The organism is Microbacterium sp. SLBN-146, from assembly GCF_006715145.1.
Lineage (GTDB): Bacteria > Actinomycetota > Actinomycetes > Actinomycetales > Microbacteriaceae > Microbacterium.
Genome location: NZ_VFMR01000001.1, coordinates 3,443,618 through 3,455,865, shown reverse-complemented (window position 1 = coordinate 3,455,865; position 12,248 = coordinate 3,443,618). Strand labels below are relative to the sequence as shown.

Below are 12,248 nucleotides of genomic sequence, written 5' to 3'. Positions count from 1 at the left end.
GATGAGCGAGCAGCCAGATGTCGCGCAAGACCCCCGCACGCAGTTCGAAGAGCAGGCGCTGCCCTTCATGGACCAGTTGTACGCCGCGGCGATGCGCATGACCCGCAACCCCGCGGATGCTGCAGATCTCGTTCAGGAGACGTTCGTCAAGGCGTTCGCGTCGTGGCGCACCTTCACGCAGGGCACGAATCTCAAGGCGTGGCTCTACCGCATCCTGACGAACACGTACATCAACACCTACCGCAAGAAGCAGCGCGAGCCCTATCAGGGCACGATCGACGAACTCGAGGACTGGCAGCTCGGCGGCGCCGAGTCCACGACGGCGTCGAGCACGCGTTCTGCCGAAGCGGAGGCGATCGACCACATGCCGGCGTCCGTCGTGAAGGACGCGCTGCAGTCGATCCCCGAGGATTTCCGGCTGGCGGTGTACCTCGCCGACGTCGAGGGCTTCGCCTACCAGGAGATCGCCGACATCATGAAGACCCCCATCGGCACCGTCATGAGCCGTCTGCACCGTGGCAGGCGAATGCTTCGTGAGCTGCTGGCCGATTACGCGAAGGAGCGCGGCATCGAGACCGCGCCCGCCACGAGGAGCAAGAAATGACGGACTGCGGCTGCGAGAAGGCCAGGCGCGACCTCGAGGAGTACTTGCGCAACGAGGTGTGCAAGACGGAGCACTCCGATATCAAGGAGCACCTGGACAACTGTCCCGGATGCCGAGACGAGGCGCTCGTCGCGCAGACGCTGACCGACGTGGTCGCGCGCGCCTGCAAGGAGACCGCTCCGGAGGAACTGCGCGACCAGGTCCTCGCCCGGCTCCGCGCCGTCCAAGCGACGCACTGATCTTCCCGATCGGGAGAGCACTGAGCCTCCCGCTCGGGAGATCAGCGTAGCGACGGCGTGGCGGCCGCGGCGGCCGTGGCAGCCGCGCTCGCGGCTCCTGCGACGCTGGAGATTTCGCGCAGGAGCCCCGCGACCTTCTCGGAGGCGGGCGTCCCGCAGGACCGCGGTCGGATGGCGGAAGCCCGGGTTCCGATCATGTCGTCGAGGGCGCCGACGCCGTCCAGCAGCGCGATCATCGTCGCGATTCGGCGGTCGATTCCGTCCGGATCGCCCATCGCGCGGCGGAGATCCGCCCACGCGTCCTCCGCTGCGGAGACCTGGACGAGTCGAAGGTAGACGCGGGGGACCAGGCCGAGGAACCGCGTCGGCTCGTGCACGAGCATTCCCGACGCCAGGAGACGCTCCACCTCGACGTCGTACGCGGCCCAGCCGACGATCTCGACGAGCTCGGGTGTCAGCACCGCGCTCCCCGACAGGGCATCCACGGCCGTGCCGAGCCGCGCGGCATCCGACGCCGACGTCGCCCGAACGACGCTCGCGTCCGGCCCGGTGGGTTCGATCGACACGACGCCCGTGACGATGAGCTCGGCGAGCACAGCTCCGCCTACCAGCGCCTCGGTGACCTCGGTGCGCTGCAGCCGTCCGCGCTCGTCTGCGGTCAGGACGAGGAGTTCTTCCGCGACAGATCGGGTCATACTCCTCCTTCCCCACCTTCGAGGTTAAGGATCCGGCCGCATCCCCAGCTAGTCGACGAAGGGACGACCTCGTCCGCCGAAAGTAGGGGGTCTCACGCCGGAGTCGGCACATCGCGCACGGGTACGGATGCGTCCAGCAGCCATCCGTCGTCGCGTGGTCCGACCGAGCATCCGCCTCCGAGAAGACCCATCCGCTCTCTCATCCGGGCGGTCCCGTAACCGCCGCTCGGCACGAGCGACGTCTTCGCGCGTCTGCTCAGGGAGTTCCAGATCCGCAGCCGCACCGCGCCGTCGATGGACTGCAGACTCAGCGACACCCGCTCCGGCGAAGGGGCGTGCTTGAGAATATTCGTCCCCGCTTCGCGGATCGTCCTCTCGATCGCGCTGACCGTGAGGCGGTCGAGCTCTTCCGTCGCGGGCTGATCCAGGTCGACCGTGACGTCGTACCCCGCTCGTTCCAGTCCGGCCCGAAAGTCCTCGACCACGACGGCGAGTCCTCCCGAAAGCGTCGAAGGCCCATCTGCGACGTCGTCGGATGCCAAGCTCACGACCCGCCGGAGGTCCACCAGCGCTTGGCGTGCCGAGGCGAGGATCGCCTGCTCGGATCGTTCACGCTCGACGGGGTCGTCGGTGCGCTCGAGGAGGCGCGCGTGCATCGCGATGACCGTGAGGTCGTGGGCGACGACGTCGTGCAGGTCGTCGGCGATCCGCTGGCGCTCCTCCTGTACGAGGTCGGCGTTGATCCTGCGGGCATCGAGGAGCTCTTCTCGCGTGCGGGTCGCCCTCATCACGAGCGCCCGCAGCACGACTCCGGTCGCGCTCGCCGCCGCGGCGACGAGCAGGACCGCGCTGAGCGTCGCGACGGAGCCCGTCGCGGGGTCGAGACCGTGCACGGCTGCCGCGACCGCGAGGAAGATGCCGAGATAGGCCGCCTGGGCCCATGCCGAGGAGTACCGCACGACCACGAGGCATCCGACGGCGAGAGCGAGCAGTGCGACCTGCTGCGCGTGCAGGAGCGGCGAGAGTCCCATCAGGACGAGCAGCGCGAGCGCCGTGAGTGACGCGTTCCACAGCGTCAGGACGAACGCCAGCGTGAGGAGCATCTCGAGGGTGAACTCGCGGGGGTCGTCGAATCCCTCCACGAAGCCGAGGGAGACGGATGCCGCGACCGCCACCGCGACGACGACGATGAGCGCCCAACGCTCTACGCGCGTCGGCCGCTGGGCCGCCCAGAACGGGCGGAGGGCGCGCAGTCGCGCGAAGGAGCGGCGCATCATCGCTTCATTATCCCGCCCGTCGGACCAGGACGGGGCGGGAAGCCGAGAGACGTGTCTCGGGATCAGCTGCAGGCGCGCAGCAGCTTGCAGAGCGCGGTCCAGATCGAAGAAGCGAACATGGCTGTCCTCCTCTCCGGGTGCGGGCGACTACCGACAGGATGATCCTTCCAGGCGACGGGCCTTCGGCGCATCGCCCCAACGGCGGTGATGTCTCCGCCTTTCGTTGGGGGACGTGGCCGCAGATCGTTGCGCGACGTTGTCCCACTCTTAGGATTGGTTCGTGAACCCGATACTCGTCCTCGTCGTCGATGACGAGTATCTCCTCCGTCGCGCGCTGACCCTCTTTCTCGAGGAGGCGGAGGACATTCAGGTCGTCGGGACGGCCGTCGATGGGGCGGATGCCATCGAGAAGGTGCGTCTTCACCGCCCGGACGTCGTCCTGATGGACATCCAGATGCCGAACCTCGACGGGGTGGCGGCGACGGCGCGGCTGAGCAAGGAGTCTCCGGAGACCCGCGTGCTCGCGGTCACGACGTTCGGATCGATCCACACGATTCTTCCCATGCTGCTCGCGGGTGCGGCCGGCTATCTCCTCAAGGACTCCGATCCCGCCGACATCGTGGCCGCTGTTCGCGAGGCGCATCGGGGGCTCCGGGTGCTCTCGCCCGCCGTCACGTCCTTGCTGGTCTCGTCGGTCGCGTCATCCTCATCACCGGAACCGTCTGCACCGCTGGCCGAGGGAGAGCAGTTGACGCCTCGTGAGGCCGAGATGGTCGAACTCGTCGCCGAGGGGTTGTCCAACGCCGAGATCGCACAGCGCACAGGCGTGTCGGAGGCGACGGTGAAGTCCCACCTGAGCAGTGTCATGGCCAAGTGGGGCGTCCGTGACCGCGTGCAGGTGCTGATCCGCGCCGTTCGAGCGGGGCTCGTGCGCCTCGAGTGATCCGGCGAAGGGTCCGTCGTCAGCGCGGGAGGAAGACGCGGACGGCTCCGGGGGCGACATCGATCGTGAGGGGAAGGGCGCCGATGGGATCCCCGTCGGCGTACGCCGTCACCCCGGGCGCGGCCAGCCGCACCGCGCGGACGCGGGAGACCGATACTTCGGCGACGTTCGTGTGGGTGCCACGGTAGACACGGGGGAGCAGTCGGAGCAGGCGCATCCTTCCCGCGGGGCGGACGAGGACGACGTCGAGGAGTCCGTCGGTCGGATCGGCGTCGGGGGCGATGGGGATGCCGCCGCCATACGTGCGACCGTTCGCGACCGTCGCCATGACGAGGTCACCCACGATGCGCTGCGACGTGCCGTCGGCGAGTTCGAGGTCGACCTCGTAGGGGAGGCCCGCGAGCCTCGCGAACTCGATCAGGATCGCGATGTTGTACCGAGAGCCGCCGCGCGGCCAGCGCATGGCGTTGGCGCGGTCGTTCACGCGGGAATCGAAGCCGCTCGCGAGGACGGAACCGAAGTACGCCGTCGTGCCGTCGTCGCGCGTCACCCGCGCGAGGTCGACATCCCGCGTGCGTCCGCCGATGATGGCGTCCGCCGCTGCCGCGACATCGAGCTCGGCGAGTCCCAGCATCGCGGCGAAGTCGTTGCCCGTACCGGTCGGGATGATACCGAGGGGGATGCCGGTTCTCGCGACCTCCTGGATGGCGAGAGCGACCGTTCCGTCGCCGCCCGCGACGACGACGGCTTCCGCGCCGAGCTCGATCGCCGTCCGGAGGAGGTGGCTCGATTCCGCCGCGCTTCCGCCGCTGACGATCGTCGTCTGGATCCCGTGATCTCGCAGCAACTCGGCCGCCCGCGGCGCGGCTCCCGTGTGCGCCCCGGCGCGTGCGGCCGGATTGACCAGCAGCGCGACGGTCATCCGTCGGCTTCCACGAGGACGCCGGGGTTGAGGATGCCGCGCGGGTCCAGCTCGCGCTTGACGGCGCGCAGAACGGCGACGCCCAGGGACCCGATCTCCGCTTCGAGGTAGTCGCGGTGGTCGCGGCCGACGGCGTGGTGATGCGTGATCGTCCCGCCCGCGCTGCCGATGGCGCGTGATGCGGCATCCTTCGCTGCCGTCCACTGCTCGATGGGGGTCGTCGTGAGGGCCGCGACGACCGTGAAGTAGAGCGAAGCGCCCGCGGGGTAGACGTGGGAGATGTGGCAGAGCACGAGCGGCTTCGTGCCCGTCGCGGAGAGGGCCTCGGTGAGTGCGTCCGTCACGGCCGTCTTGAGGCCGGCGAGCCGGGACCAGGTCGTCGCCGTCTCGAGGGTCTCTGCCAGGACGCCGGCGTCCAGGAGGGTGTCCCGCAGAGCCGGAGACGCGAAGCGACCGCGCTCCCATGATCGCGCGGGGTCCTCGCCGCGGGATTTTCCGCCGTGCCGCGCGAAGACCGCGTCGAGCGACGTTCGCACCGCCTGCGCTTCTGCGTCGGTGCGCCCTTCGAACGTGGCGATCGCGAGGCATCCGCGCAGGCGCGTGAAGTGACCGCCGAGCGTCGCATTGACGGTCGTCTCGGTCGCGTCGCTGAGCCGCAGAACCGTGGGACGGATGCCGCACTGCGTCGCCTCGCGCACAGCCGCGGCGCCGGAGGCGAAGTCGGGGAAGGTCCACGCGCCGTAGCCCGTCGCGGTGGCGAGCGGCCGGATGCGGGCGGTCACCTCGGTCAGCACGCCGAACGCACCCTCCGAGCCCAGGAACAGCTCGCGCAGGTCGGGTCCCGCGGCGCTCGCCGGGGCGCGCCCGAGATCGAGGTCGCCGACGGGGGTCGCGATGCGAAGACCATGGACGATGTCGTCGAATCGTCCGTATCCACGGGAGGCCTGACCACTCGAACGGGTCGCGGCGAACCCGCCGATCGTTGCGTAGTGGAAGCTCTGCGGGAAGTGGCCGAGGGTGAAGCCGCGCGCCCCCAGCATCTCCTCGGCCTGCGGCCCCGTCGTTCCGGCCCCGAACGTCGCCAGGAGCGATGTCGCGTCGAGATCGATGAGGGCAGCGGTGCGCGCGAGGTCGAGCGAGATGACGCGGCTGTGCGGCCCTCCCGTCGGGTCGACGCCACCGACGACGGACGTTCCGCCGCCGAAGGGGACGACGGCGATCCCGCGTGCGTCGCACACCGAGATCACTTCCGCGACCTCGTCATGCGATGAGGGTCGAACGACGGCGTCGGGCGCCGACTGCGGATCGACGAGCCGACGCCGCAAGAGGTCCAGAGTGCTCTTCCCGCCGAGGTGCAGCAGACGTCCGTCGTCGTCGCGGCGGACGTGCTCTGATCCGACCACGGCGGCGAGAGCATCCGTGTCACCGTCGGTCAAGCGGCTCGCGGTGAGGCGCGGCCGCGGACGGCGGGGGACGGGGTGCGGCTTGCCGGGAAGCAGGGTCGTGATCAACGCCTTCGCGCCGACGGGCAGCGGCGACGGCCGATCTCCCCAGGCATCCCACTCGGAGCGTGGCGCTGGTGAGGGAGTGGCCAGCGGAGTTCGGGGCTCCCGTGCGGGCGTCGACGGCATCGTCGCAGACATGGCGACAGTATGACACATTCTGTATCTTTGTCACATGGTCGATGGGGTCCCCGATACTGCGACGGCGCTTCTGGATGCCGCGCACGCCGAGGTGCTCGCGCACGGCATCCGGAGGACGACCGCCTCCGACATCGCCCGGCGCGCCGGCGTCTCCCGGCAGACCCTCTACCGCTACTGGCCCGACGCCCAGTCGGTGTTCGCGGCGCTCGTGACGCGCGAGCTCGTCCGAGCGCTCCCCGGTGCGGCGCCGCGAGCCGCGTCGCTCGCCGCGCTCGTGACGCTCCTCGTCGACACGGCAGACGAGGTCCGGCGGATGCCGCTTGTGGAAAGGCTCCGCGAGACCGATCCGGAGCTGTTCGCGCGCTACATCCTCGAGCGGATCGGAACGAGCCAGCGTGCCATCCACGATGAGCTCCGGCGCCGCATCGCCGACGGGCAGTCCGATGGATTCGTCCGCAGCGGGGATCCGTCAGCAATCGCCGCGATGGTCCTGCTCATCGCGCAGTCCGCGGTTCAGTCCGCGCCTCTCGTCGCGGAGTGGCTGAGCGGAGACCACTGGCGCGAAGAGCTCGGGCACGCGTTTGGCGGATACCTCGCGACGGATCGCTCATGAGTCCGCGCATCGTCGGGCGGACGCCGGTGTCATCGGCGCTCGATGCGCACCGGCGTGCTCGCGAGCTCGACGCCCTCGCGCACGATCCCGTCGTCGATGTCCTCGTGATCGGCGGCGGGATCACGGGTGCCGGAATCGCGCTGGATGCCGCGTCCCGGGGCCTGAAGACGCTTCTCGTCGAGCGGCGCGACCTCGCCCACGGGACGAGCCGGTGGAGTTCCAAACTCGTCCACGGCGGCCTTCGCTACCTGGCATCCGGTCAGTTCGCGATCGCCCACGAGAGCGCCTTCGAACGGCACCTGCTGATGACGCGCCTCGCGCCTCACCTCACGCGACCACTCGCGCAGGTGCTTCCCCTCTACGCCCCGGGACACGTCGCGCGGGGCGCTTACGTCGGCCTCGGGTACGGTCTGGGCGACGGGCTCCGGCGCGTCGTCGGTACCCCGAATGCCGTGCTCGGATCACCTGGCGTGGTCGGACGGGACGACATCCTGCGCCTCATGCCGGCGCTGAAACCTGACGGATTGCGAGGCGGGCTGCGCGGGTGGGACGGTCAGCTCTTCGACGACGCGCGGCTCGTCGTGGCCGTCGCGCGGACGGCGGCCGGATATGACGCGTCCGTCTTGACACGCGTCGAGGCGGTGTCGGCGACGGGTGAGGGGGCAGTGCTCCGTGATCTCGTCACGGGTGCCGAGATCACCGTCGCTGCGCGCGCGGTCATCGCCGCGACGGGCGTCTGGGCGGGGGAGCTCGACTCCGCCGTGCGCCTCCGGCCCAGTCGCGGCACGCACCTCGTGGTCGACGGCGCGAGGCTCGCGGATGCCGATGTGTCTCTCACCGTGCCGGTGCCGGGATCCTCGAGCCGCTTCGTGTTCACGGTCCCCGCACCCCACGGTCGCGCCTACATCGGACTGACGGATGTGCCCGCTGACGGACTCCCCGTCGATGAGCCGCAGGCGACCGAGGCGGAGATCGCGATGCTCCTCGATACCGTGAACGTCGCGTTGCGGCATCCGCTCGGTCGCGACGACGTCCTCGCGACCTTCTCGGGTCTCCGGCCGCTGCTGGCATCCGCGGCCGAGGGCGAGACGAGCGACCTTTCGCGTCGCCACGCGACGGTCGTGTCGGCAGACGGAATCATCAGTGTCGTGGGCGGGAAGCTCACGACCTACCGACGTATGGCCGAAGACGGCGTCGACAGGGCGGTTGATCTCCGATTCGCAGACGGCGCCGTTCCGGCGTCCCGGACGAGGACGCTGCCGCTCGTCGGAGCATGGCCGAGGGACCGGATCGCCGAGATCGTCGCGCCGCCACGATGGGTCCGCCGCTACGGAGCCGAGGCGCCGTTCGTGGCATCGCTTGCCGATGGCGCGCCCGCCGCACGCGGTGTCACGGCTCGAGAACTGGAGTGGGGCGTCCGTGTCGAGGGCGCTCTCACGATCCAGGATCTCCTAGAGCGACGGACGAGGCTCGGGCTCGTCACGGCCGACGCGGAGGCGTCGACGGATGCCGCGGCATCCGCGTTCGCACGCGCCGCCGTGGATCCGATCGACATCTGAGCGCGAGGCTCAGCCGCGTCCGACCGCCTCCTGCAGGATCGCAGCCTGCTCGAGAGCGTGCACCTTGGGTGACCCCGTCGCCGTCGACGCTGCGGCCGACCGCGAGATCCGCCGGATCGCGCGCCCGTTGAGGTGCTTGACGACCTCGAGAGCGATGAACGGCCACGCGCCCTGGTTCTCGGGCTCGTCCTGCACCCACACGAGTTCGGCGTTCGGGTACGTGTCGATGACGGCATTGAGCTCGTCGATCGGCGCCGGGTAGAACTGCTCGAGCCGGACGAGGGCGACGGCCGGATTCGGGTTCTTCTCGAGCTCTGCGCGCAGATCCCAGTGGATCTTGCCGGAGTGGAGGAGGACGCGGGTCACGGCCGACCGGTCGATGCCACGGTCGTCGTCGAGCACGGGTTCGAAGCGTCCTGACAGGAAGGCGTCGACGGAGCTCGTCGCGCCCCGCAGGCGCAGCATCGCCTTCGGCGTGAAGATGATGAGCGGACGACGCGGCCGCGCGTATGCCTGGCGTCGCAGGAGGTGGAAGTACGACGCCGGGGTGGACGGCCGGGCGACCGTCATGTTGTCCTGTGCGCACATCTGCAGATACCGCTCGATGCGAGCCGACGAGTGGTCGGGGCCCTGACCTTCGTAGCCGTGGGGGAGGAGCAGGACGACGCTCGACTGCTGGCCCCACTTCTGGTCGGCCGACGAGAGGTATTCGTCGATGACCGACTGTGCACCGTTGGCGAAGTCGCCGAACTGCGCTTCCCACAGAACGAGAGCGTCGGGGCGCTCGACCGAGTAGCCGTATTCGAACGCCATCGCGGCGTACTCGCTGAGGAGCGAGTCGTACACCCAGAAGCGTCCCTGATCCTCGGAGAGGTTCGTGAGCGGCAGCCACTCCTGCCCGTTGGCGCGGTCGTGGAGCACGGAGTGGCGCTGCACGAAGGTGCCGCGTCGCGCGTCCTGACCGACGAGGCGGACGTTCGTCTTCTCGAGGAGGAGCGAGCCGAACGCGAGGAGCTCCGCGAAGCCCCAGTCGATCGATCCGTTGCGGCTCATGTCGAGGCGCTTGTCGAGGAGCTGCTGGAGCTTCGTGTGGACCGTGAAGCCTTCGGGCTTGTTGACGAACGTGTCGCCGATGAGGTGCACGACTTCGCGGGTCACGCCTGTGGTCTCGGGCTCTCCCATCGCCGGCTCCACGACGGCATCCGTCGACACGACCGACGACGCACCGGTCTCGGCCGCGTGCGTCTCGGCGAACGCGATCTCGAGGCGGTTCTGGAAGTCCTGCTTGGACTTCTCGTACTCTTCCTCGGTGATGTCGCCGCGACCGACGAGCGACTCGGTGTACAGGCGGCGGACCGAGCGCTTCGCCTCGATGAGGTTCGTCATGAGGGGCTGCGTCATCGACGGGTCGTCGCCCTCGTTGTGGCCGCGACGGCGGTAGCACACGAGGTCGATGACGACGTCGCGGTGGAAACGCTCGCGGTAAGCGAACGCGACCTGCGCGACGCGCGTGACGGCTTCGGGGTCGTCGCCGTTCACGTGGAAGATCGGGGCCTGGATCGTCTTGGCGACATCCGTCGCGTAGACCGAGCTGCGGGCATCCTGGGGGGTCGTCGTGAAGCCCACCTGGTTGTTGACGACCACGTGGATCGTTCCGCCCGTGCGGTACCCGCGCAACTGCGACATCTGCAGCGTCTCGACGACGACGCCCTGACCGGCGAACGCGGCGTCGCCGTGCACGAGGATCGGGAGCCACGCGTAGGTGCCGATGGCCTTGCGGTCCTGCTTGGCGCGCACGATGCCTTCGAGCACGCCGTCGACCGTCTCGAGGTGCGAGGGGTTCGCGGCCAAGTAGACCGGCAGCTCCGACTTGCCGTCGGCGACGAACGTGCCCTCGGTGCCGAGGTGGTACTTGACGTCGCCGGAGCCGCTCTTGGATCCGATCGCGACCGAGCCCTCGAACTCGCGGAACACCTGGCCGTACGTCTTTCCGGCGATGTTCGTGAGGACGTTGAGTCGTCCGCGGTGGGCCATGCCGATCGCAGCGCCGTCCATGCCGGCCTCGGCCGCCCCCTGAAGGATCTCGTCGAGAAGCGGGATGAGCGACTCGCCGCCTTCGAGGCTGAAGCGCTTCTGTCCGACGTACTTCGTCTGGAGGAAGGTCTCGAAGGCTTCGGCCTGGTTCAGCTTGTCGAGGATGCGCAGCTGTTCGTCGTGACCGGGCTTCTGGTACTTGACCTCGACGTTCTCCTGGAACCACGCGCGCTGGCCGGGGTCCTGGATGTGCATGTACTCGATGCCGATCGTCCGGCAGTAGGAGTCGCGCAGGACACCGAGGATCTCCCGCAGCTTCATCTGGCGCTTGCCGCCGAAACCGCCCGTCACGAACTCTCGGTCGAGGTCCCAGAAGGTCAGACCGTGGTTCTCGATCTCGAGGTCGGGGTGCGTGCGCTGCTGGTACTGCAGCGGGTCGGTGTCGGCCATGAGGTGGCCGCGCACACGGAACGAGTTGATGAGCTCCTGCACGCGCGCCGTCTTGTCGACGCGCTCCGCGAGGTCGACATTGATGTCGCTCGCCCAGTGGATCGGCGCATACGGGATGCGCAGCGCCGCGAAGATCTCTTCATAGAAGTCGCGCTGGCCGATGAGCAGCTCGTGCACCTTCTTGAGGAACTCGCCCGAGCCCGCGCCCTGGATGACGCGGTGGTCGTACGTGCTCGTCAGGGTGATCGTCTTGCCGATGCCGAGCTCGACGAGGGTCTTCTCGCTCGAGCCCTGGAACTCGGCGGGGTACTCCAGCGCACCCGCACCGACGATGCATCCCTGTCCCGTCATGAGACGCGGGACGGAGTGCACCGTGCCGATGCCGCCGGGGTTGGTCAACGACAGCGTCGTGCCCTGGAAGTCGGCCGCCGTCAGCTTGTTGCCGCGGGCGCGCTTGATGAGGTCTTCGTACGAGGCGAGGAACTCGCTGAACGTCAGCGTGTCGGCGCGCTTGATGCTCGGAACGAGGAGAGCTCGGGTCCCGTCGGGCTTGGGAAGGTCGATCGCGATCCCGAGATTCACGTGCGCGGGGGCGACGACGGACGGCTTGCCGTCGACCTCGGCGTAGAAAACGTTCTGGCTCGGGAACTCCTTGAGGGCCCGAATGAGCGCCCAGCCGATGAGGTGCGTGAAGCTGACCTTGCCGCCGCGCGTGCGGGACATGTGGTTGTTGATCACGATGCGGTTGTCGATCATGAGCTTCGCGGGAACCGTCCGGACGCTCGTCGCGGTCGGAACCGTGAGCGACTCGTCCATGTTCGCCGCGAGCGTCTTCGGGAGCCCACGCAGCGGCGTGACCTTGTCGGCCTCGGGGCTCTCGTCGGTCGTCGACGGGACGACCTTGGGCGCCTGCGCCGGGATCGGCTGCGCGGCAGCGGGCCTCGTCGTCGTCCGCGCCACGGGCTGGGTGCCGATGACGGGTACAGGGGCCGTCATGGGGTGCGCGTCGGGCGACGGTGCGGGAGGCGCAGGCTGTTCAGCGCGCCTCTCCTCTGCGGGGGCAGGGGGAGTGGACGCCGGTGCGGCGCCCTCCGCCTTGCCGGAGTCGACCGGGCGGTAGGCCTCGAGAATGGGCCACCACGCCTTGTCGACGGAGTTGGGGTCGATCGTGAACTGCTCGTACAGCTCTTCGACGAGCCACTCGTTCGCTCCGAACTCTCCTTCGTTCGAAACCCCGAGGCCCGTCACCTGGCTCGACACGCTGGATCG

10 protein-coding genes are annotated in these 12,248 nt (G+C 69.1%); 5 read left to right on the top strand and 5 right to left on the bottom strand.

Annotation, left to right across the window (positions count from 1 at the left end):
* The first annotated feature begins 1 nt into the window (after position 1).
* Together FBY39_RS15665 and FBY39_RS15660 are read left to right on the top strand one after the other, a co-directional pair.
* A complete protein-coding gene (locus FBY39_RS15665; RefSeq protein WP_141933501.1) occupies positions 2-604 on the top strand; it encodes a sigma-70 family RNA polymerase sigma factor in 603 nt (200 codons plus the stop codon).
* On the top strand, positions 601-843 hold the full coding sequence (locus FBY39_RS15660; protein ID WP_141933499.1) for a zf-HC2 domain-containing protein: 243 nt from the start codon (positions 601-603) through the stop codon (positions 841-843). The genes FBY39_RS15665 and FBY39_RS15660 overlap by 4 nt, the downstream gene beginning before the upstream one ends.
* A 41-nt stretch (positions 844-884) precedes the next feature.
* On the opposite strand, the gene FBY39_RS15655 is transcribed toward FBY39_RS15660, so the two are convergent.
* The gene (locus FBY39_RS15655) at positions 885-1,538 is read right to left on the bottom strand and encodes a GPP34 family phosphoprotein (RefSeq protein ID WP_141933497.1); all 654 of its coding nucleotides are present in this window, start codon (positions 1,536-1,538) and stop codon (positions 885-887) included.
* Between the two features lie 92 nt (positions 1,539-1,630).
* Entirely contained in the window at positions 1,631-2,815 is a 1,185-nt protein-coding gene (locus FBY39_RS15650) for a sensor histidine kinase (protein WP_141933496.1), read from the bottom strand.
* Between the two features lie 280 nt (positions 2,816-3,095).
* Between FBY39_RS15650 and FBY39_RS15645 the strand changes: the two genes are divergently transcribed.
* Positions 3,096-3,758, top strand: coding sequence for a response regulator transcription factor (locus FBY39_RS15645; RefSeq protein WP_186336967.1), 663 nt, complete (start codon positions 3,096-3,098; stop codon positions 3,756-3,758).
* Positions 3,759-3,777: 19 nt separating this feature from the next.
* Here the strand turns inward: FBY39_RS15645 and FBY39_RS15640 are convergent, their stop codons facing one another.
* Both FBY39_RS15640 and FBY39_RS15635 read right to left on the bottom strand, forming a co-directional pair.
* Complete coding sequence (locus tag FBY39_RS15640; protein WP_141933494.1) at positions 3,778-4,680, bottom strand: diacylglycerol kinase; 903 nt, start codon at positions 4,678-4,680, stop codon at positions 3,778-3,780.
* The gene (locus tag FBY39_RS15635; protein ID WP_141933492.1) at positions 4,677-6,323 is read right to left on the bottom strand and encodes an FAD-binding oxidoreductase; all 1,647 of its coding nucleotides are present in this window, start codon (positions 6,321-6,323) and stop codon (positions 4,677-4,679) included. The genes FBY39_RS15640 and FBY39_RS15635 overlap by 4 nt, the downstream gene beginning before the upstream one ends.
* A gap of 34 nt (positions 6,324-6,357) precedes the next feature.
* Between FBY39_RS15635 and FBY39_RS15630 the strand changes: the two genes are divergently transcribed.
* Positions 6,358-6,936: a TetR/AcrR family transcriptional regulator gene (locus FBY39_RS15630; RefSeq protein ID WP_141933490.1), complete on the top strand. Its 579-nt coding sequence runs from the start codon at positions 6,358-6,360 to the stop codon at positions 6,934-6,936.
* The gene (locus FBY39_RS15625) at positions 6,933-8,495 is read left to right on the top strand and encodes a glycerol-3-phosphate dehydrogenase/oxidase (protein ID WP_141933488.1); all 1,563 of its coding nucleotides are present in this window, start codon (positions 6,933-6,935) and stop codon (positions 8,493-8,495) included. Before FBY39_RS15630 ends, FBY39_RS15625 begins: the two co-directional genes overlap by 4 nt.
* A 9-nt stretch (positions 8,496-8,504) precedes the next feature.
* On the opposite strand, the gene FBY39_RS15620 is transcribed toward FBY39_RS15625, so the two are convergent.
* A complete protein-coding gene (locus FBY39_RS15620) occupies positions 8,505-12,239 on the bottom strand; it encodes a multifunctional oxoglutarate decarboxylase/oxoglutarate dehydrogenase thiamine pyrophosphate-binding subunit/dihydrolipoyllysine-residue succinyltransferase subunit (protein ID WP_141933486.1) in 3,735 nt (1,244 codons plus the stop codon).
* Between the last annotated feature and the right edge of the window lie 9 nt (positions 12,240-12,248).